Genomic DNA, 22,751 nt, shown 5'->3' on the forward strand with positions numbered 1-22,751 from the left:
GGTTAAGGTCTTTCAAAGGGTCTGCCAGACATACGCCAGCCATAGATACCATCAGGCATCTGCATCACATGGGTGTATCCCAGCTTCATTACTTCCCGGGCGGCCACCGCACTGGCAGTACACAGACGGTTGGCACAATAGAACACCATTTCGGCGTCTTTATTCTTTGGAAGTAACTCTCTCCAATTCTGTACATTGAAAAAAACCGCTCCCGGGATATATCCCTCAGCCCAGATCTCGAGCGTATTTACGTCAAAAAAATAAACATCACCGCGCTTATAAAGCATCTCTCCTTCTGTCAAGCTGACATATTTAGGGTTGATATCGTGGCGCACTGCCGGTGACATCTCTTCACCCCCACCCGCTAATGCCGCGCCTGAACCGCTTAATAGCGCTAATGAAATTACAAACTGTGTGATTAACTTCTTCATCATCTTTCCCATGTAGCCCCGGGCAAGGCCCCGGGGCTGATGTTGAAGGACTTACCGGGATCATCCCGGCAAGTGCCTTGCGACTTACTTCTTGGCGGTCAAAGAGCCATCAATGATGGACTGAGCCTGGGTAACATAAGTCAGTGCAGCATCCAGACGCTTCTTGGTGTAGCGCGGACCATGAACACCCCAAGAGCCGTCAGCCTTCACCAGATCCAGTGCTTCCTGAGCTTTTTCAGTCAGCATGTAGACTTCGGTCTTCTGCTCAGTGGTCAGCTTGGTCACTTCCAGCAGCTGATCGATACGCTCAATCGCCTGTTCAACTTGAACGAAGGTATCTTTCACTGGCTTCTGCCACTTCTGTACTTCACCGTAGATTTCCAGCTGATCTTCATAGTGCAGACCTTTCTCCAGTTCAGACTGGAATGGGCTGTGACAGCCTTTGTTCTCTACTACGTCAGCATCAGATGGTGAGGTACGCGCACAGGTCCACATCAGGTCGAGGTAGTGGTGACCGTCTTCATCCTTCGCCACAGTCCAGCCTTTAACCGCTGCATCACGCGGCTTGCCTTCTGGTGGGTTCAGCATCTTGCGCTCTGGGTGAACATCAATCTTCCACACGTGGCTCCGGCGTACGGCATCGAAACCAGCCATATCAGGGAACTGCATACCAGTGAAGTTTTCACAAGAACCGGTGTTTGGCATGTGACAGGACTGACAAGTTTGGTCGCTGTGCGTCTTGCTATTTTCAGCAATGATTCGCTGTGGCTCGTGACAATCCTGACAGTCTTTCTTCATCGCAGGCTTGGTGAAGTTTGACTGCCAATCGTTACCGGTCACTTCGTGTGGGTCGTGACAGGTAGAACAACGCATCCCCTTGTCATAGTGTGCAGATGAGAACATCTGAGAACCTTCAGTACCGCATGATGGGCAAGAAGACTTCATCTTCACATTAAAGGCATATTCCAACTTCTGCTTACCCTGCTCGGTATCAGCTAGCTCTTCAATAAAGTTAAAGCGCTGGTGACAACGTTCACAGTTAGATGGCATGCCGCCACCGATACCGCCGTCCAAGTGACCACCGGCGCCGTGACACTCTTCGCAGGTAATACCTTTTGAGATAGTGTGCTTACGCAATTCTTCTGGGTTACCCAGTGCGGCGAAGAACTCATCTTTGGTCTTAAAGTCAAACTTGAAGGTATGGCACACCTCACAGTAAGAAGACGCAGGCTGGAACAGGAATTCTTTCTCGTATTTAGCACCGTAAGAGCTCATCCCCCACTGGTGAGAACCGGACAGACCAATCTCTTCCAAAGTCGTTGGGAAACTTGGGATCACCTTCTGAATTTCTTTAGCTTTTTCAGGGGTCAACCACTCAGCCCAACCACGGGAGAACTGGTTAGCACCCGCGACCAGAGTACCGGTACCGTCTTTGAGCAAACCATCACGTACGTGGTAAGAACCCCGTACCAGCCAGCTATCCATATAACCGTACTTGGTCCGTGGGGTACCAATGGTGGCGAAAATCGCATCAGGGGTGATACCGTCAGGTAAGATTGAGGTATCTTTGGTGTTGTACATGGTCTTTTCCAGATCATTGTCTACCTCAGGATGTTCACCTGGGAAACGGACTGTCTGGGCGTGACGGCTACGGCGCCATTTTTCATACTGAGCAGCGTGACACTCACCACATTTTTCAGGACCAACAAACTTATTAGGGAAATCCAGAATGGATTTTTCACCTAAACGGTACTGAATGGCCATTGGGCGACCGTGGTGCTTAGAGTATTTACCACTGTTACCTTCATCCAGATATTCAGCAGCACGGTCAGAGATGAGATAAGTACCCAACAGACGATTTTGCTCTTCATATTTGAAAACAGGGTGATTCTGGAACAGGAAATCGAATAGTTCTTTTTCCTGTACGATATAGTCCTGCAGCGTTTTAATACCTTTGCTTTCTTCAGTCAGATCTGGATTGGCAATCACAGCTTGAGCTGATTTGCCCATCTGATGGTTACCATAGCCTGGATCGCCAGCTTTCGGTGCCGCCCAGGAAGTTGCACTGGCTACCGTGCCAAGACAAAACAACACGCCCAGCGCCGTTTTGTTTTTCCAATGTTTCATCATTCACTCCTACATTATCTTTTCGTTGTTATGTCACTAAACCCGACAGTTCACTGAACGACATATACACTTGAGCAAGGCGTATTCTTCATATCGGGAGCAAGAAAAACGGGGAGTGCGGCGCATTCGGACTATGTTTCAAACACCTAAAAAGCTGAAAACAAAAAAACCTTTAAAATCATAATTTTGATATTTGTAAAAGCGGTTTTTTTAGTTCTATTTAAGAATTTTTTCGATCCCTAAAAAGCCGTAAGAGAGGATAAACAGGGGAAATTGCGGTAAATCTGCCATTAAGGCCGCTAAATGCAGGTTTTCACTTTTCTCTGAAACAGGAAATAATCATGGTTTCAGCGCTAGGGTCATTGACCTTTCAAGTTTGTTTTTTCAGCGATTTGAGGATCCTTTATTCCAGACAGAGGCTTTGATATGCCGTTACGCTGCCTGATGAGCCAATAACCCAGTAGGAAGGCGCCCAAAACACTGCGCCAAGGAAAAAGACAGTAAAAATTGCCCAACATCACTGCTGACTGATAAATCATGGCCATCAATGTGACGGTGTTAATGTGCTTCATCCGCCTGTGAGTTCATCTTCTATTTATCAAACTAGCCACATGTAAGCGCCCACACACTCGTTAACGTGATATTGCGCTGTAATCATGGATTAAATGAAAAAGAAAGTTATCTGTAGCAGAAGAAATCATCACAAGTTGAGGGGGACTTCTTGGATTCTCCCAACAGCAAGCCAGCTGTTATTAGTGAAGCAATAACAAGGTTAGTTATCACGCAGGTAATGAGCCGCGATTCCATCATTCCCCTGAAGAAAATCACCCAAGGACAGTACTGATTGGTGTTTCACTGGTGTTTTTCCCTATACTGTGTATCTGTTTTATTGGTGGATGCCTGTTTTGTTTTTAACATCCCGTCTCTGGCAAAAAAGCCTCAGCCTCTGGTTGGAGCTGCGCCACTGCCTAGCCGCACTAGCGGTTTTTCTTAATGGTCTGGTGATTTTTAAGACTGTCTGGGGCATGTCGGTCAACCTGCTCAGCTTATTTCATATTGACAGCTTTACCGATATGAACTGGGCCAGTATGGCCAATGGGCCTTGGTTTTTGCTTGGCCTGTTTTTGATGCTCAATGCCTTCGGGCTACTATTCCGGGCTCGTATCGCTTGGGCGGTCAGTATTGTGCTGTTGCTGATCACCTTGGTCTTTACCTGGCATTTTTACCCGCAAATGACCCACAGTATTACGCTATGTCTAACGACATTGCTGATTCTGCTACTACTGAGCAAAGACTTTAACCGCTCCAGTGCCACCGCAGGTGGTATTTTTGCCTTTATCAGTTTTACCGTATTACTGATTTATTCCACCTATGGCGCGCTGTATTTCGGCAGTGGATTTCATCCGGCCATCAATGATTTGATGACGGCATTTTATTTTTCTATCGTCACGATGACCACTGTCGGTTATGGCGACATTATTCCCATGACTGAACCTGCCAGACTATTTACTGTTTCGGTCATTGTTGCAGGCATTACTGTGTTTGCGACTTCTTTGACCACTGTCTTTGGTCCGCTTATCAGTGGTGGATTAAACAAACTTCTTAAAGGAAATCAGCAGAAGATGAACCGAAAAGATCATTTTATTATCTGCGGCACGTCTGTCATGGCATTGGGTACCATCTCCCAACTGCTGAATCGTGGCTTTCATGTCACTATTTTAACCAGCGAGCCTGAAGATAATTTTGCTCAGATCGAACAACGTGCCGGAACCACTCTGGATATCCTTTCTGGGGACTGTACTGATAATGCTTTGTTGGAGCAGGCCGGGATCAATCAATGCCGAGCCTTACTCGCGCTAACTGATGATGATGCCACCAATGCCTTTATTGTGCTGTCTGCCAAAGATCTTAGCCCCAGCACTCAAACCGTGCTCACGGTCAATGATGCAAAAAATATGAATAAGATCAGGCAGGTTAAGGCTGATGTTGTACTGTCACCCCAACTGTTTGGTAGTGAAATCCTCGCCAGTATTATGGCCGGAGAGCCGCTGGATAATGACAAACTGGTTTCCATGCTGCTGACATCCGGCCATGGCCTATTTGATAAAAACAACTAAAATTTCACCGCTTTTATCTGAATATGCTAATTATTGCTGCAGATATTGCTGATTGATAAAACCAGCCATCCGCGCAGCAATAATGCGATGCACATCAAAAGTGGGGTGCACTTTATCCCAGAATAAGTGTCCCTGACAGGTTACTGGTGAAAATGAGCTGGCAAAGTTAGCAGCAGTATCAACAGAGGCTTGGGCCAATAGCGGGTTGTTATTAATCGCATCCCGCTTAATCTGTTCCGCATTCTCAAGTACGGCGCCATAACTGGAAAATGGTTTCCACCAGTAACCACCGTCATAACAAGGTGTCGTCACATCTTGTAAACCATAATCCTGAGGCGACAGCATAATGTCATTAAATTGTGAGGCAATATCAAATACCTTCACTTTTTCAGGATTATACAAGGTAGCCACTACCTCACTGAGCCGACGATTATGATACTGCGCAATATGACTTTCCTCACGAACAATACCCGCTTCAACGGCTTGAGGCGATGTCCCTAGATCGGGGAGGTTCACTAACATAATATGGTTAACACCCTGTACTGATAATCTGGCAATCTGAGTAAATAGTGATGACATAACCTGTTCAGCATCTTTTTCACTATTCCAGCGATAGGCCAAATAGTCATTCGCTCCCATCCAAATAACGACTAGATCACTACCTGTAAAATGATTATGTTTTTCAAACTGATCAATTTCAAAACCCAAATGATTAATCACTTTATATTGAGGATGAGAACTCAGAGCATGATAATTAACAGCCGTCGCGCCCCCCTCAGCTTCATTGATCAATGGAATATTTTTTTCTAGGTTACTGCCGATTAAATCTGTCCAAACTGGACCGTTAGAAAATCGACCTTCAAAATATGGCGGGCTGGATGGTAGATAGCCCTTCATTTTATGATACATCTTGCCAGTATCAGAGAGACTATCACCAAAAACAATTATTCGATTAATTTCGGCAGCCTGTAGAGGTAAACACAAGGTCAATGCGACCCAGGCCGTCAATCTGAAAAACCATGTCATACTGCAAAACTCCAATGTTATCGGCTATTAAGCTTTATTCATGAAAAACAATATGATGTAGATGAGCAAAATAAATTTGGGAATAAATCTCATAAATGGGACTTAGACTACAACAAATGTAACGGTATGGTTTGCAAAGAAACACTATTAGATTGAAATGCTAATTAAATTAATTGCATGTAGCACAAATAATCAATGTCACTTGCTGATTTTTCTCGCAACTAAAATTCATAAAGCACAAAAAACAAGCAATGCAACCCAAGGATATGTAATTAAATATCACTTTAACAATCAGAATGTTGCCAAAAATAAATCGCTAAATATTCAATTTGTATGCATTATCCATACATATTCTATTTTCTGTTTTCAATTGAATATGCGATTATCTCGCAGGAGATACTCGACTGGGCATCAGGGAGGAAGATTGTTATTAATGGGGAAAGATTTTATCCCTGCAAACAATCCTCAGCAGTATTTTTATTTTCCTTTGAACCGAAAATGAAACACATAATATGAACTCCCTTTCGTTAAAACAAAAAATTATTGCATCAGTGCTATTGGCGCTATTTCTCGTGATTGCATTGTTATCCTGGCGTAGCTATCAGAGCCAGAAACAACAATTAATGCAAACCAGTCTGAATCAGGTACAGCGTCTGGGTAAATTGCAGGCGGAAGAAATTAGTAGTTGGCTCCATTCCCGTCGCGATGCCGTCAATGGTCTAGCAGGTGCTGTAAATACGAGCCTTCTCAATAGTCTACAACAAGCTAAAGTCTCAGGACGCTTCCAGATGGCCTTCTTCGGGGAAAATAATGGTCAAATGACCAGCTCGAACCGAGAAGTAGATTATACCGGTTATGATCCTCGTACCCGTATCTGGTACAAAGATGCGGAAAAAGCCCAAAAACAAATTATTACCAAGCCTTATATTGATATGGCTTATGGTAAGACAGTGATTACCATCGCCCAACCTATTGCTAATGGCGTGGTAGGGGCTGATTTGGCCATTGATAAGATTGTCAAAAATGTTGTTGATATGGAATTACCGGCCAATGGCTTTGCCATTCTGATCCAAAGCGATGGCACCGTAATTGCCTACCGAGATGCGAATAAAACGATGTCGCCGGTTAATGAGATCGATAATAACTTATCAAACCACCTAGTACAGGCCAGTTTAAAACGACAGACATTTTTACCATTGCATTTAGACAGTGAGCGTGCAGATAAACTCGTATGGGCCGAAGCCATTCCCGGAGAAGATTGGCAATTACTCATGGTATTGGACAAATCTACACTGGAAGCACCATTACAGCATATGCTGTTCAGCCAATTACTGATCGCGTTCCTAGCTTTATTGGTAAGTATTCCAGCGATATATTTTCTGATCAGCAAACTGTTAAAACCTCTTATTCACGTTAGCCTAGCGCTAGAAAATATCGCTGATGGCAGCGGTGATTTAACCCGTCGAATTGAAGTGGATACTCAAGATGAGGTGGGACATTTAGCTGATAGCTTTAACCGTTTTGTCAGTAGCCAACATGAATTAATCGGTCATATCCGCCAGATGGCTGGTGAACTCGATGCGGAAGCAGACCTAAGTCTGAATCGTAACCAAACATCGAGTGATGAACTGCAACGGCAACAACAGGAAGTCAATATGGTGGCAACGGCAGTTACGGAAATGACGTCAGCCACACAGGAAATTGCCCAAAATGCTGAGCAAGCAGCCACTGCAGCGGAAGAATCTTCCTTAAACAGCCAGCAAGGTAAAGCTTTAGTGGAAAAAAGCCGTCAGTCAATTACCTCTCTCGCTGATGAAGTGGAGCAAGCAACTAGTGTTATTGCCGAACTACATCAGCATGCTCAGGATATCAGTGGTGTATTAACTACCATTCAGGGCATTGCAGAACAAACCAATTTGTTAGCTCTAAATGCAGCAATTGAAGCAGCTCGAGCCGGAGAGCAAGGGCGTGGTTTTGCCGTAGTTGCAGATGAAGTACGGGTATTGTCTTATCGTACGCAGGAATCTACTAAGGAAATCCATAGCACGATTGAGACTCTGCAAAGCACTACCGCCGGAGCTGTCGAGATGATGCAAGCGAGTCAGTCGCTGGCCAAACTAAGCGTAACGGATGCTACCGCCGCAGTGGAAGCCTTGGAGGAGATCACCTCTGCCATTGCGCTAATCTCAGATATGGCTGGACAAATTGCTACTGCTGCAGAGGAGCAAACCCAAGTTACGGGTGAAATCACCCAAAATACTGTGGCCATCAAAGATGTAACTGATGAGATTTCCACGACTGCAATACAAGGACTTGAACAAGCCCGAAATCTGAAACAACGGGCTGAATTACTATCTACCCAGGTTGCGACTTTTAAACTGTAGTTTTAAATTAAGCATTTTCCCTGTAAATAAAGGTGCCTATTGGCGCCTTTATTTTTGCTGTATTTATATTGCTAAAAATAAAATAGCTTTGTTTAACAAACAATTTAATTACACTCTATTCAACAATTATTAAATATTATTTTTAATGCGCTAAAAACAAATAAAAGGGCTATGACTTTTCCACTATACCCCATTCAACCACTAGATGTTTTGTGAGACTATCTAATTGATATAAATGAATTTTCACTTAACCAATAAGAACACCATTATCAATCCCTTGTATATCTAAAAGTTGAAATAAAATATGTCCACTCTATCCCTTAAACAAAAAATATTACTCCCTGTGACATTAGCTCTATGCTTAATCATTTTATTATTGTCATGGAATGGCTATCACAGTCAAAAACAGCAATTAATTAAAAACAGCTTTAATCAAATTCAACGATTGGGAAATCTTCAAGCTCAACAGATCACTTCTTGGTTGCTCTCTCACCGAAATGTTGTCTCGGGGTTAGCAGAATCAATCTCTAATCAAAACCTACTCTCCAGCCTGAGACAAGCCAAAATCTCCGGTCAATTTCAAATGACTTATTACGGACAAAAAGATGGTCAAATAACTAACTCAAATCCAAGTGTTAAATATGCCAATTATGATCCCCGCAATCGCCCCTGGTATCAGCAAGCCGAACAACAACAAAAACAAATTGTGACCAACCCCTATATGGGAAAAAGTAACCATTGTTTGGTGATAACCATTGCTCAACCTATTACCCATGGTGTTGTCGGGGCCGATGTCGCGATTGATAGTATTATTCAAAATATTGTGAATATGAAATTACCCGCCGCAGGTTTTGCTATTTTAATGCAAAATGATGGTACCGTAATTGCGTATAAAGATGCCGCTAAAACCATGCTGCCAGTTAGTGAAATTGATAACAATTTATCTCATCACTTACTGGAAGCCAGTCGACAGCAACAGACCTTTTTATCACTGCACTTAGACAGTGAAAACGCTGACAAATTGATATGGGCAGAAGCTATTCCCGGTGAAGACTGGCAACTATTATTTGTATTGGACAAATCCGCACTAGAAATGCCACTACAGCATATGCTAGTAACAGAATTACTCATTGCTCTATCTGTACTACTATTCAGCGTTGCTGTGATTTATGTTCTGATCAGCCGCCAGTTAAAACCCCTTACCCATGTCGGCCTAGCATTGGAAAACATTGCTGATGGTAATGGCGATCTCACTCGTCGAATTGAAATTAATAATGACGATGAAGTGGGTAAACTGGCAAGTAGCTTCAATCGTTTTGTCGGCAGCCAGCACAAGCTAATCAGTCATATTCGTCAATTGTCCATTCAATTAGGTAGTGATGCAGATACCAGTTTGGAGAACAATCGTCGAACCGCTGAAGAACTGAGCAGACAGCAACAGGAAGTCAATATGGTAGCCACTGCCGTGACAGAAATGACATCCGCTACACAGGAAATCGCTCAAAATGCCGAGCAAACGGCCACTGCGGCTCAGCAGTCTTCCATCAGTAGTCAACAAGGTAAAGCACTGGTAGAACAAACCCGCAGTTCAATTACCTCGCTTGCCAATGAAGTCGAAGAAGCCACCAGCGTTATCGGTGAACTAAGTTGCCATGCTAAGGCTATCAGCGGCGTACTATCAACCATTCAGGGCATTGCCGAGCAAACCAACCTGCTTGCCCTCAACGCTGCCATTGAAGCGGCTCGGGCGGGTGAACAAGGCCGTGGTTTTGCCGTGGTTGCCGATGAAGTACGGGAACTGTCACACCGCACTCAAGAATCCACCAAAAAGATCCACGCGACTATCGAAACGTTGCAAAACACAACAGCGAATGCCGTTGAGTTAATGCAGGCCAGCCAACTGTTAGCCAAACACAGTGTCAGTGATGCTGATGCAGCCGCAGGAGCATTAGAAGAAATATCTACAGCCGTCGCGCTAATTTCTGATATGGCGGGACAAATAGCGACCGCAGCAGAAGAGCAAACTCAGGTCACTGCCGAAATTACCCAAAATACCGTAGTAATTAAAGATGTCACCGATGAAATATTTGCTGGTGCCAGCCAAGGATACGAGCAAGCCAAATTGCTGAAAAATCGCGCTGAAGAACTGGCTAATCACGTCTCAACTTTCCGACTGTAATCCCTGCAAGGGAAACACAGCTCACCATAGCGCCTATCAGGCGCTGTTTTATTTTCTGTATTGTGATTATCGCCTAATCGGGAGGATTTACTTTCATCGCCCGGCTAGCTAGAGTGGCGCCAATTGTTGTTATAGGGAAATAAATTTGTGCTAAGTGGGTTACTGTTTGTCATTGTGCCACTACTGCTGGGCTACTGCGTCAAATTACAGCAAGTAGAGAAACTACGGCTCATCGATCTCAGTTGCAGCCGTCTGGTGGTTGTGATTCTATTTCTCATGGGGCTCAGTCTGGCCAAGATGGATCAACTGGGCCATAACCTAGGCCAAATTCTTCATATTGCTGGCGTGCTGTTTATCTGCATCAGTGCCTGTAATCTTCTCGTCCTTCCCATATTGGATCGCTGCTGGCAGACAGAGGTCAACGCCCAAAAAACAGCACTGCCAATTAAAGCCATGCTGCTAGGGTCAGGTAAATTGATTTTGGCCGTGGTGCTGGGACTACTGAGTGGCCTTACGGCCAGAAGCTTTTTTCCGGGTTGTCTATTCTGGGTCGACAGTGCCAGTGAAGGTATTTTGCTGTTGCTACTGCTGTTAATCGGTATCAGTCTACGTAACAGTGCCATGCCGCTAAAACAGATCCTGCTGAATACCAAAGGTATTGTCTTAGCACTCCTTGTTGCATTGTCATCCCTGCCCGGGGGTATGTTGGCCGCTATTTGGCTTGAGATTCCACTTACCCAAGGGTTGGCAATGGCCTCAGGCTTTGGCTGGTACTCGCTCACCGGTATTTTGGTAACCGATCATTTGGGGCCTGTATTGGGAGGGGGTGCCTTTTTAAATGAACTGCTACGAGAAATGGTTGCCATTTTAATTATCCCGGCATTGATAGCTCGATTTCCTGCCACATCAGTAGGCTATGCCGGAGCCACTGCCATGGACTTTACCTTACCGGTGATCCAACAAAGTGGTGGCAACAAATTTGTTCCCATCGCCATTGTCAGTGGCTTTATTCTCAGCCTACTGGTTCCGGTACTGATCACCTTTTTCTTGACGCTATAGCGCAAAAAAGCCAGCGCAAGGCCGGCTAACTGGCAATATAGCTAATGGTGTTAAAACTGCATTCTGGCACCAAGGAACATAAAGCGTCCCATACCGCCGCCATAGGCACTGTCAAAATTTCCCTTACCGCCAAGGATAAAGGGGCCGGTCTCATCAAACAGATTATTGATACCGCCATAAATGCGTACATCAGTCTCGTCAAAGTTCATATCATATGACACTGACAAATTATGGGTTGTCACTGATGGCAATTCACTGCCCCATAGTGATTCCGGATTGGCGACACAGCTAGCCTCACCGGCAGCACAACGCTCAGTATTGGCTGCCATGGCTTTTTCCCAACTATCATGGGTTGACTGACTACGACGTACAGGACCTTTGTAACGGCTACTCCAGCGTATCCGCCAATCATCCTTGTACCAAGTCAAAGACGCTGCCCCCTTATCCTTAAAAATATCGGTAGATAGCAGCCCAGCATAACTCTCACTATATTGACCATCCGGGCCTGTCGCGGTGATGGTGTAATCAATCACATGGGTCCAGTCCAGTTTCAGCTTCAACCTACCCCACTGATTTAAGTCGTATTTATACAACATGGCAATGTCATACCCACTGGTGCGTAGCTCATCGGCATTAATTACCCGCTGCAAGACCTCCACCAGCTGTCCATCAGAGTCACGTTTAATGTCCCGGCAAAACTCATTATCAGCCCCATAAGGCATTGAAGAGTTGTAACAAAAACCAATAATGTCTTCGTTACTATAAGAGCTCATCGCATCATCTGTTGTAATGTCATAATAATCCAATGCTAGCTTCAACCCATCAATAAACTCCGGCGCCATAGATAGCCCAAGCGTAAAGGTTTTTGCTGATTCTTCTTTCAACTCCGCATTTCCGGCATTTGGTGAGTAACCATTGTTGTCGTCTTCAAATACACCATCAGCAGCAATGGTCGCCGCAATGCCAGGATCCTGACGACAGTTACTGTGCCCCGCCCCCGTGGACGTTACCGTCACACCATCACAAAGATCATTGAAAGAGTCATAATCTCCTCGCGGTGGCGAAAGCAGTTCAGTAATACTTGGCGCCCGCTGCGCAGTCGCCCAGTTCGCCCGCAGCATATACCCCGATAGCGGTTCATAAATAAAACCAGCTTTATAACTGGTCACCAGATCCGTGTTAGACCAGCTGTAATCAGCTAAACGCAGTGACATATCCAATGACAGATTTTCCACTGCGGGCAAATCCCGCAGGAGCGGCACTGATGCTTCTGCGAAAACCTCATAAACATCAACATCACCCTTAAAGGCAGGCACATAGTTAAAGGTCACCCCACCATTCGGCACATTCGTGGCAACACTTTGGCTATCCCGGCGATATTCAAAACCAAACGCGGATGCAACAGGGCCGGCAGGCAGAGTAAACAAATCCCCCGTCATATAACCCAGCACATTTACCATAGAAATATCTGTGGTGATTGAAGGGTTGGCACGAATATAGTCGGCAGCCTCTGGCGTAATAGAACCCGCCCCAAATAGGTTTAACGGCACGCAGCCATTGGCTCTGGCAGTTTCATCCCGACATTGAATGGTGCCATCGGCCAGTTGCTCAGCATCAAGCGCTTCACGAACTCTGGCGACATACAGTTCATTATGACGCTGTTGCTCTTGACGGAACTTGCCATATCCGAGGGAAATATCCCACTGCCAGTCATCCCAGATATCCCCGCGCAAACCGGCCCAAGAGCGATATGTCGTCCGGGTATTTTCATTAATAATATTGCCCACTTCAGCAAAATTACGATCCCATTTCACCCCTTTAGAGCTAGCTTTATTCCGAATTGCATCCGGCATGTAAGGATTATCTTTGGGAATTCGACCAATACAGTCAGACCCAAACTCACCTGTGCTGGGGTTACGCACAATGATGGCATCACATTCATCTTCACTTTCTGGTGATTTAGTATTAACCGACTTATTGCGGCTAAACTGCAGCTGGAAATAAGCTTGAGGCCCGGCAGCAAATTCATAATCTGTCTTCACGGCCAGCGCTAGGGTTTCATCTGGCACTTTCAACATGGTGAATTGGTTGAAATTGATACCATATCGTTCTTCATGCCAATCCGTTCTCAGAGTTTGTCCGTCATACCAGAAACCTGAGTCAGGCTTAGTACTGCTTTTTTCATCAAAGACACCACCATATAGAGAATCACTTAAACTGCGCCAGTCAGCTTGAGTGATATCACGCATACACTGATAACCTGATTCCGTCAGCATGGTGTTACACATCTGCTTAGTGTCGTATTTCCAGCTGTCCTGCTGCTGTGCTCGTTTTCTGTCATGAAAATCCAAGCCATATTCTTTTTCAAAGGAGGCAGCCATAAACAGATAACCGGCCCCCCCGGCATAACTGCCACCATAATCAGCATCAATACTAAACTCTTCGCCACCACCATCTAGCGCACCGCCACCCCGGGTATTGATGCTAAAACCATGTTGATCTTTTTTAGTAATGATATTCACCACCCCTGCGACAGCATCAGAGCCGTACGCAGCAGATGCTCCTCCGGTAATAATTTCGACTTTATCGACAAAACTCGATGGTATTGTGCTGAGGCTGACATAGTTACCAGAATAACTATTGGAAACCACACGTCGACCATCGATCAGTGTCAAAGTACGATTCACCCCGAGTTCTCGCAGATCTATGGTGGATAAGCCGGTATTTTGCACACTGGATTGGGAATTACTGTTGCTGGTACCTTCAGAAAGCTGTGGCATTTCCTCGACTAAAATTGATGCCAAAGAGCCGATACCGGCATCCTCAATGGCATCCTTATCCAAAGTTGCCAACGGCGTGGTAACCGAAAAACTATCTCGGCGGATACGTGAACCGGTGACGGTAATTTTCTCAACGTTATGCTCTGCCACCTGCTTTGGCGTTTTGGCTGTGTTCTGTGAATGACTTTTATCCGTGACTTCAATGGGATCTGCCGCCATTGCCAGACAAGGTGCACTGCCGAAGATTGCCACCTGAACCAGCTTGGTCAGTTTTTTCTTATTCATTTTATTGCCCTTTTTCTGTCCACCTGAGGTCTATTACTGCCATTAACTGCAATATGGGTACACCGCCGCACGTCTGGCCAACCCGTTTCGAGTGATGCCATTCATTTGTATTTCGTCCACAAGGGTAGAAACAAGCCTGAACAGGTCTTTTTTTTGCCTTTTACAGCTCTATTTAAAATCTATTTCTAGTAAAAACAATCACTTAAAAATTAGACTGCTGATAAAAACTTTTATGTAAGCCATTGAAAAAAATAGCAATAAGCGCTGAATCATCGACTCAATAGCCGCCATTACAGGCCGATTTGTTGGGTAGCACAAATGTAGCAATACTGTTAAGTTGAACTAACCTGATACAGGTCGTTACCGACAACACTGAGTATGAGGAGTCACAAATGAAGAAAACCCAAACAGCACTGTCCGGTGCAGCACTGGCACTGGCCATGGCTGGTATGTCCGGCTGTCAGAGCACTCAGGATGCCCCTACAGCATCATCTGCCGGACGGGCGGATTTGGTGCACTGCTATGGTGTCAATGTCTGTAAAGGACACAATGACTGCAAAGGCGCAAACAATGCTTGTGGTGGCCACGGCAGCTGTAAAGGCACAGGTTTTGTTGCCATGCCATCCAAGGCCTGCGGTGATATTGGCGGAAAAGTTAAAGATGATTGGGTCGGGCAAATTTCTCAATCAGAATTAGTTCACTGTTACGGCATTAATGTCTGCAAAGGCCATAACGACTGTAAGTCTGCCAACAATGCTTGTGCTGGCCATGGTAGTTGTAAAGGCCATGGTTTTGTCGCTGTGCCAGCCAAAGCTTGTAGTGATGCAGGCGGTAAAGTGGGATCCTAATTTAGCACGTATCAGGCCCGGCAAAATGACGGGCCTGCCATCGACTCACAACATTATGGAGCCCCTTTGCAGAGCACACTGACCCACCCTTTTCTCGGCTTTGGCCTTGGGCTTCGCACGCCACATTTTGAGCATATCTTGCAGCAACGACCAGCTATCGATTGGTTCGAAATTTTGTCAGAAAATTATATGGTTGCTGGCGGGAAACCCAGATATTACCTCGATGCAATCGCTGAGCAATACCCCTTAGTTATGCATGGCGTTTCCATGTCTATCGGCAGTACAGATCCGCTGGATATGGCTTATCTTCGCTCACTCAAACAACTGGTTAATACAGTCAATCCAGCTTGGATATCCGATCATATCTGCTGGACTGGTGTACATGGCGTTAATAGTCATGATCTATTGCCACTGCCTTACACCGAGGAAACCGTTGCCCATGTCAGCGATAGGATCCGTCAGGTACAAGATTTCCTTGGGCGGCGCATCTTACTGGAAAATGTCTCCAGCTATCTCACCTACAAAGATTCGGTAATGACTGAGTGGGAATTTATCAATCAGGTTGCTGAGCACTCAGACAGTCTAATTCTGCTGGATATCAACAATATTTATGTCAGTGCCCGCAACCATGGTTTTCAGGCAAAGCACTTTATTGATCAGATTAACCCTAAACGAGTACAGCAGTTCCACCTCGCCGGACACAGTGATTATGGCGACTATGTAATTGATACGCACGACCATGATGTCTGCGAATCTGTATGGCAATTATATCGCTATGCACTGCAACGCTTTGGCGCGGTTAGCACCATGATTGAACGAGATGCCAATATCCCCGAATTTACGGCTCTGACAGCGGAACTGGATATTGCTAGAGATATTGCCCAAGAGGTCATCGGCAACCATTATGCTCACACGCGACCAAGCGAGAACGACATAACGAATAGAATAGAAAGCAAAACGACAAATCCATCAATACCACGTTCAGGGAAAGTATCATGAGTAAGCTGGCACAAACCCAAGACATTATGATGGATTATTTGTTGACACAATCGCCGCAGCAACAACAGGCAGCAGAACAGTTGCTGCAACAGGGCGGCGCAATTGCTCCAGCGATACGACTACAAATCTACGCCAATGCTTATCGGATCCGGTTGCAGGAAACCATTGAGACAGATCATGAACAATTATGCCTTTACCTTGGTGATGAATTGTTTGCTCAAATGCTCGATGGCTACCTAAGTGCTTATCCATCTCGGCATCGCTCATTACGACAGTTTTGTGATAATTTGCCACAATTTCTACGACAAGATGCTTTTTTTAGCCAATACCCATTACTTGCTGAATTGGCACAGTTTGAACGCCTGCTACTCACAGCTTACGATGCCGCAGATGCACCTAGAGAAGCATTTACCACACTGCAACAACTCCCTGCCGCGCTGTGGCCAGCGACCAGCCTGAGATTACACCCCAGTGTGCAATTATTTACGTGCCAAACCCCAGCAGTGGAGTGCTGGCAGGCGCTAAAACAACAACAATCGCCACCAAACCCTGACAGTATTTATCCACGCTGCTGGCTTTTATGGCGGGGTAATAGCCGGGTAACCGAGTTTATCTCACTGCAACCTTACCAGCAGGCGTTGCTTGAAGGGGTACTAAATGGGCAAGACTTTGCAGCCCTCTGTGAAAATATGCTGATATTTAGTGAGCCGCAACAAGCACCTGCATTGGTGCTGCAATCTTTTCAAGCGTGGTTTGATATGGGGCTTATCCGTCAGGTGGTAAGCCCATAAGACTGGCTCATCCCTCACCGCAATGACACAAATCCCCCGACATCACTGAACCAAACAAAAACAAAGTTAACTGGCTACTCTATTAAGCATCCCCTTGATGACGCGCATCCTGTTAGAATGCCCTTAAATTGAGACGTTATAAGAGGAACAGGATCATGAAAACCTGTTGTTTCAGCCTGATCACCGATACACCACTGGTTGAGATGGAAGATTTTGAGCAAATCTGTGTACAGTTAGAAGAAGCTGAATGCGATGATGCCAGAATCCATTCTGTTAATGACAAATTAGTACTGGATTTTGAACGCCAAGCTGAATCTATGGCGGCAGCAATTGTAGCTGTGCGCCAAGCTCTGGCCCAAACACCGGGGATCCAGATTGTCGATACAGTGATGGTTAGCGAAGCATAACAGCAAGAATTATATTACGCGCACTATGGGTGTAACCTAATAACTGTCAGAAAACAAAAAGCCGGCTAATGCCGGCTTTTTTACACTTTTCTTAAATGATTATGCTTCTGGGCGCAGAGCCGGGAACAGAATCACGTCACGAATAGTGTGAGTGTTGGTAAACAGCATTACCAGACGGTCGATACCAATACCTTGACCGGCAGTTGGTGGCAGACCGTGTTCCAGAGCACGTACATAGTCGGCATCATAGAACATGGCTTCATCGTCACCAGCATCTTTTGCTGCAACCTGAGCCTTGAAGCGAGCATCTTGGTCTTCAGCATCGTTCAACTCACTGAAGCCGTTAGCCACTTCACGACCACCGATGAAGAATTCAAAACGGTCAGTCAGGAAGTCATTGTCATCGCTACGGCGAGCCAGTGGAGAAATATCCGCTGGGTAACCAGTGATGAAGGTAGGTTGCATCAGTTTAGGCTCAGCAGTTTCACCGAAGATCTCTTCCAGCAGCTGACCACAGGTCCAGAAAGTTTCTACTTCCATGCCCAGGCTCTTAGCCAGATTACGCATGAATTCCAGATCTTTCACCTGATCATAAGTCATCGCCTGAATGGTGGCATTGTCTGGGTTATGGTGCTGAATTGCTTCCAGCATGCTCATACGGCAGAACTTACCACCAAAGTTTACAGTGTGCTCACCGTAAGGCAGCAATGGGCTGCCCAGCAGATCAGTGGCAACAGAGCACAGCAGCTCTTCAGTCAGATCCATCAGGTCATGGTAATCAGCATACGCCATATAGAATTCCATCATGGTGAATTCTGGGTTATGACGAGGAGAAATACCTTCATTACGGAAGTTACGGTTGATTTCGAATACGCGCTCAAAACCACCGACAACCAGACGCTTCAGATACAGCTCAGGGGCAATACGCAGGTACATATCGATGTCCAGCGCATTGTGGTGAGTGATAAATGGACGAGCAGACGCACCACCTGGGATGACGTGCATCATTGGTGTTTCAACTTCCATGAACTCTTTTTTGATCATGAAGCTACGGATTGCGGCAACAACCTTAGAACGCATGATGAAAGCATTGCGAGATTCTTCGTTAACAATCAGGTCAACATAACGCTGACGATAACGGGTTTCTTGGTCAGCCAGACCGTAGAAGTCAGATGGCAGAGGGCGCAGTGCTTTGGTCAGCAGCTGGTATTCTTCCATGTTGACATACAGATCGCCTTTACCTGACAGATGCAAAGTACCTGTAATACCGATGATGTCACCGATATCCAAACCTTGGTATTTGTCTTTCAGAACAGCTTGAACATCTTTATCTGCATAAGCCTGGATACGGCCAGATACATCCTGGATCACTAAAAATGGGCCACGCTTAGCCATAATACGGCCGGCGATGCTGGTGCGGAAATTTTCGGCTTCCAATTCTTCTTTGGATTTACCGGCAAATTTGGCCAGCAGCTCAGCTGCCTTATGGGTACGACGGAAGGTGTTTGGATGGCCATTTGCTGGGCTGTCTTTGCGGATGTGAGCCAGTTTGGCACGACGCTCTGCAATCAACTTGTTTTCATCTTGAATTTGAACTTGTTCAGTCATTTTCCGCTCTTCTCACTTATAGCCCGGATTTTAGGCTTGCTTCAATAAACTTATCCAGATCGCCGTCCAGTACGGCCTGGGTATTGCGGTTTTCAACGCCGGTGCGCAAATCTTTAATACGAGCATCATCCAACACGTAAGAACGGATCTGACTACCCCAGCCAATATCAGACTTAGCATCCTCTGCGGCCTGCTTTTCAGCGTTATGCTTGAGCATCTCCAGCTCGTACAGTTTCGCCTTCAACTGCTTCATGGCTGTATCCCGGTTTTTATGCTGGGAACGGTCATTCTGACACTGTACTACTGTATTTGTCGGTAAGTGCGTGATACGGATCGCAGATTCGGTCCGGTTTACGTGCTGACCACCCGCTCCTGATGCCCGATAGGTATCAACTCGCAAATCTGCCGGGTTAATATCGATTTCAATCGAGTCATCAATTTCTGGATAGACAAATACAGAACAAAACGATGTATGGCGACGACCACTGGAGTCAAAGGGTGATTTACGCACCAGACGGTGAACGCCAGTTTCAGTGCGCAACCAACCATAAGCATATTCGCCGCCGAAACGGATGGTGGCACTCTTGATACCAGCAACATCCCCATCTGAGACTTCCATCAGCTCAGGTTTAAAACCGTGATCTTCACCCCAGCGCAGATACATGCGCAGCACCATATTGGCCCAGTCTTGCGCCTCAGTACCACCTGAGCCGGATTGAATATCCAGATAGCAGTTGAGCTGATCGTTATCCCCGGAGAACATACGGCGGAATTCCAATTCAGCCAAGCGGGTTTCCAGATCATCAAGCTCAGCTTTCACATCATTGAAAGTGTCTTCATCATCTTCTTCAACCGCCAGCTCCAGCAGGCCTTCCACATCTTCCAGGCCAGAGTCCATGGTATCAATGGTTTCCACCACGGCTTCCAGGCTTGACCGCTCTTTTCCCAGTGCTTGGGCACGGTCAGGTTCATTCCACACATCGGAGCTTTCCAGCTCCCGGGTGACTTCTTCTAGACGCTCTTTTTTGGCGTCATAGTCAAAGATACCCCCTAAGGAGCATAGTGCGGTCAGCAAGCTCCTTAATCTTAAATTTCACCGGATTTACTTCAAACATGGACTTTTCAACTATCGGTTAGGTAATACACAAATGAACAGATACAAATAAACCCTGTATTTTACCTTAACGGCGCGTTAATACCAATCACCTATACAAGCGTGCACCCTTGTCTATAATCAGACAAAATCATTAACACATCCTGACAAACTGTAACCAAGCTTCCCCTAACCAACTGATTTAAATAGCCATATATATATTTGTAGTAATTTTCGCCGTTAACCTCACCATACTAAGTTATGCATGAAGCTGATTTCGTTGCTAGATTAACAAATAATTAGTTTTGTCACCGTGAGGTTATAAAGGAAGCCTATACTCATTGCCATGGATGAAACTCGTACTGCCTGCTGCTATCAAGAAATCGAAGGTCATTGCTGTAATGAGCCTGCCGGTCCCTCCGGATTATGCTATTGGCATGATCCTGCGATAATTAAGAATCACCCAGACGACAGGGAAAAATTTGAACAATTTGCCCGCAATGGCGGCATGCTGCGGGGTGTCAGCCTGCGCCGGGCCAATTTCGAAGGTATCGATCTGGTCAAACACCACAGCAAAACCAGTTTTGATATGAGCCATGCCGATCTTTATCGCGCCAATCTTTCCGGTGCCCATATGTTTAACCTGCGTCTAGCCCAAGCCAATCTGATGAAAGCGGATTTGCGCGATGCCAATCTTCATCGCGCCGGTTTACACAGTGCCAATCTGTTAGGGATTAAATGGAATGGCGCAAAAATTGAAAATATCCAGGTCGGCCATGAACTGAAACAGGAACAAATGGCCCATGAAGCTGAGCGGTTAGGTGAAACCGAAATTGCCCGAGATTACTTTGAACAAGCAGAAGAGATTTACCGAGATTTAAGAAAAGCCGCCGAGCGGGAAGGATTATTCGGTATGTCTGGCCAGTATATCCGCCATGAACTCACCATGCGCCGCCGCCAAATGCCAAGATTTTCTATCGCCAGAGGCGTCTCAAAACTGATCGATCTGTTCTGTGGCTATGGTGAAGCGCCACTGCGTGTAATTGGCTTTTCCGGCGTCCTTATTCTTATTTGCGCCGTGTGTTACTGCTTTACTGGGCTCAATTACGATGGCCAATTACTGGTATTTGAACCGACTAATTCTCCGGCCGAGAATCTTTCATTATTTTTTAATTGCTTGTACTACTCAGTGGTCACTTTCACCACATTAGGATATGGCGATTTCACGCCAGTGGGGATTTCCAGAGCCATCGCCGCACTTGAAGCCTTTAGCGGTAGCTTCACTATCGCTTTATTTGTGGTGGTTTTTGTCAAAAAAATGACCCGTTAGCCACAATCAAGGTCGCGATTAAACACAAACTTATCCGTATAAAATAGCAAGCTGAGTAAACTACAACCCTCATTACAACAGGTTATCTGGTTTATCCATTGAAATATTATCTCTGTCTGGCTGGACTATTAATCAGCCAACAACTTCTGGCTGCGTCGTCGCCTTACCAATATTCCAACAACCACATTATATTCACAGATGATGAAATCCATCATTCATTCAAGTTCTCACCAGAGAACGGAATGAACAACACCTTGGCATTCACAGACTATCTAGACCAACCAGCAATCTACTACAGTAGCGATTCAATGCGAGTTATCGAATATTACGCCACCTTTACTTACCAAGCTGATGGTTTTTATCTCGATTGTCTACACCTTACATTTGACAGCCAACTAAATGGCCTTGGTAGTCGCCTTTCTCTGTGTGGGTTACATCACCCTATGGCATCAGATTTTGCCAAGACCCAGACATGGATAGACGCGCAACTGGAGCCCATCATGGCTCTTACCGAGCAAGATAACAGTCGCGAACTACTTGAGGGGAGTGCGGCTTATCTCACTTTCACCCTATGGCGGGATCGACATACAAGCTACCACCAAATCTACCGAAGTAAATCAGCATTGTTAGCGCAACAATTCAGCATGATGACTCTTAATGATAAACAGCAGTGTTATCTCTACAGCGGCAATCCACGCTTACTTCAGCAGCAAACCAGTAACCATATTACGCTGGTAGCAGAAAATAATGCTCAATTACCTTTAACCGGCATTCCTATCGACTGCAGCCGTTATCCGTCTTACTCAATCAATCGTCCGCGGGCATACTTTTATCGTCAAGATATGCCGCACAAAGTCAGACGACAGCAAAAAGCATATTTAATAAAAGGTGATAACGTGAATTTTAATTATGTAAATAACGACCATCAGTTCTGTAATGTCACCTTTTTCAACCCCCGTGGTGGTAGATATAACGGGGATATTGATTGCAACGCTCTCAATCCAGCCCCCACCATTACAGATAACAACAAAACATCTAACTAAACCGCCAACCAATACTGCACAGTTCGGCGACAAAATAATAAAATATCAGCTAAAACGTGATCTCAATCACCATTTTGCGACAAATTTTATCTGGCCAGACCGTTGCCGGGAAGCGGCTTGAGTATACTTGCCCCGCTTGCCGGCTACATGCGCTTTGACTTCCCCCAAGCCGCTGGCACAAATAATGTCAGCCGCCTGTCAGCGCCACCGGTAAACCGGTTACTCCAACTTTATTTACATAAGT

The 22,751-nt window shown here is 45.6% G+C and carries 16 protein-coding genes; 10 read left to right on the forward strand and 6 right to left on the reverse strand.

The window, feature by feature from the left end; genetic code table 11:
• Positions 1 to 2: 2 nt before the first annotated feature.
• Both NFHSH190041_RS15925 and NFHSH190041_RS15930 read right to left on the reverse strand, forming a co-directional pair.
• Positions 3 to 434, reverse strand: a complete 432-nt coding sequence (locus tag NFHSH190041_RS15925) for a rhodanese-like domain-containing protein (RefSeq protein ID WP_410010883.1) — start codon at positions 432 to 434, stop codon at positions 3 to 5.
• 81 nt (positions 435 to 515) lie between these two features.
• Positions 516 to 2,558: a multiheme c-type cytochrome gene (locus NFHSH190041_RS15930; RefSeq protein WP_261925158.1), complete on the reverse strand. Its 2,043-nt coding sequence runs from the start codon at positions 2,556 to 2,558 to the stop codon at positions 516 to 518.
• Between the two features lie 905 nt (positions 2,559 to 3,463).
• On the opposite strand from NFHSH190041_RS15930, the gene kch reads away from it, so the two are divergent.
• Complete coding sequence (gene kch / locus NFHSH190041_RS15935; RefSeq protein ID WP_261922728.1) at positions 3,464 to 4,675, forward strand: voltage-gated potassium channel protein; 1,212 nt, start codon at positions 3,464 to 3,466, stop codon at positions 4,673 to 4,675.
• 30 nt (positions 4,676 to 4,705) lie between these two features.
• Here the strand turns inward: kch and NFHSH190041_RS15940 are convergent, their stop codons facing one another.
• Entirely contained in the window at positions 4,706 to 5,701 is a 996-nt protein-coding gene (locus NFHSH190041_RS15940) for an SGNH/GDSL hydrolase family protein (protein WP_261922729.1), read from the reverse strand.
• 512 nt (positions 5,702 to 6,213) lie between these two features.
• Between NFHSH190041_RS15940 and NFHSH190041_RS15945 the strand changes: the two genes are divergently transcribed.
• The 3 genes from NFHSH190041_RS15945 (at position 6,214) to NFHSH190041_RS15955 (ending at position 11,323) form a co-directional block, all read left to right on the forward strand.
• On the forward strand, positions 6,214 to 8,085 hold the full coding sequence (locus NFHSH190041_RS15945) for a methyl-accepting chemotaxis protein (RefSeq protein ID WP_261922730.1): 1,872 nt from the start codon (positions 6,214 to 6,216) through the stop codon (positions 8,083 to 8,085).
• 304 nt (positions 8,086 to 8,389) lie between these two features.
• Positions 8,390 to 10,264 (forward strand): methyl-accepting chemotaxis protein, encoded by a 1,875-nt coding sequence (locus NFHSH190041_RS15950; RefSeq protein WP_261922731.1) that lies wholly within the window; start codon positions 8,390 to 8,392, stop codon positions 10,262 to 10,264.
• Between the two features lie 147 nt (positions 10,265 to 10,411).
• Positions 10,412 to 11,323, forward strand: coding sequence for a lysine exporter LysO family protein (locus NFHSH190041_RS15955; RefSeq protein ID WP_261922732.1), 912 nt, complete (start codon positions 10,412 to 10,414; stop codon positions 11,321 to 11,323).
• A 50-nt stretch (positions 11,324 to 11,373) separates the two neighbouring features.
• Here the strand turns inward: NFHSH190041_RS15955 and NFHSH190041_RS15960 are convergent, their stop codons facing one another.
• Positions 11,374 to 14,388 carry a TonB-dependent receptor domain-containing protein gene (locus tag NFHSH190041_RS15960; protein ID WP_261922733.1) on the reverse strand — a complete coding sequence of 1,005 codons (3,015 nt, stop codon included), beginning with the start codon at positions 14,386 to 14,388 and terminating at the stop codon, positions 11,374 to 11,376.
• A 392-nt stretch (positions 14,389 to 14,780) separates the two neighbouring features.
• On the opposite strand from NFHSH190041_RS15960, the gene NFHSH190041_RS15965 reads away from it, so the two are divergent.
• From NFHSH190041_RS15965 to NFHSH190041_RS15980, 4 genes are all read left to right on the forward strand, one after another.
• On the forward strand, positions 14,781 to 15,236 hold the full coding sequence (locus tag NFHSH190041_RS15965; RefSeq protein ID WP_261922734.1) for a hypothetical protein: 456 nt from the start codon (positions 14,781 to 14,783) through the stop codon (positions 15,234 to 15,236).
• A gap of 66 nt (positions 15,237 to 15,302) precedes the next feature.
• The gene (locus NFHSH190041_RS15970; protein WP_261922735.1) at positions 15,303 to 16,235 is read left to right on the forward strand and encodes a DUF692 domain-containing protein; all 933 of its coding nucleotides are present in this window, start codon (positions 15,303 to 15,305) and stop codon (positions 16,233 to 16,235) included.
• Positions 16,232 to 17,026: a DNA-binding domain-containing protein gene (locus NFHSH190041_RS15975; protein ID WP_261922736.1), complete on the forward strand. Its 795-nt coding sequence runs from the start codon at positions 16,232 to 16,234 to the stop codon at positions 17,024 to 17,026. The genes NFHSH190041_RS15970 and NFHSH190041_RS15975 overlap by 4 nt, the downstream gene beginning before the upstream one ends.
• Before the next feature lie 155 nt (positions 17,027 to 17,181).
• Positions 17,182 to 17,433 (forward strand): hypothetical protein, encoded by a 252-nt coding sequence (locus tag NFHSH190041_RS15980; protein WP_261922737.1) that lies wholly within the window; start codon positions 17,182 to 17,184, stop codon positions 17,431 to 17,433.
• A 99-nt stretch (positions 17,434 to 17,532) separates the two neighbouring features.
• Here NFHSH190041_RS15980 and lysS read toward each other — a convergent pair whose 3' ends face one another.
• Positions 17,533 to 19,041 carry a lysine--tRNA ligase gene (lysS, locus tag NFHSH190041_RS15985; protein ID WP_261922738.1) on the reverse strand — a complete coding sequence of 503 codons (1,509 nt, stop codon included), beginning with the start codon at positions 19,039 to 19,041 and terminating at the stop codon, positions 17,533 to 17,535.
• A 16-nt stretch (positions 19,042 to 19,057) separates the two neighbouring features.
• A protein-coding gene (prfB, locus tag NFHSH190041_RS15990; RefSeq protein WP_261922739.1) for a peptide chain release factor 2 occupies positions 19,058 to 20,156 on the reverse strand; the annotation gives its coding sequence in 2 pieces (ribosomal slippage) (positions 19,058 to 20,080 and positions 20,082 to 20,156; 1,098 coding nt in all).
• A 324-nt stretch (positions 20,157 to 20,480) separates the two neighbouring features.
• Between prfB and NFHSH190041_RS15995 the strand changes: the two genes are divergently transcribed.
• Together NFHSH190041_RS15995 and NFHSH190041_RS16000 are read left to right on the forward strand one after the other, a co-directional pair.
• On the forward strand, positions 20,481 to 21,464 hold the full coding sequence (locus tag NFHSH190041_RS15995) for an ion channel (RefSeq protein WP_261922740.1): 984 nt from the start codon (positions 20,481 to 20,483) through the stop codon (positions 21,462 to 21,464).
• Between the two features lie 242 nt (positions 21,465 to 21,706).
• Positions 21,707 to 22,507 carry a hypothetical protein gene (locus NFHSH190041_RS16000; protein ID WP_261922741.1) on the forward strand — a complete coding sequence of 267 codons (801 nt, stop codon included), beginning with the start codon at positions 21,707 to 21,709 and terminating at the stop codon, positions 22,505 to 22,507.
• Positions 22,508 to 22,751 lie beyond the last annotated feature (244 nt).

The organism is Shewanella sp. NFH-SH190041, from assembly GCF_024363255.1.
Lineage (GTDB): Bacteria > Pseudomonadota > Gammaproteobacteria > Enterobacterales > Shewanellaceae > Shewanella.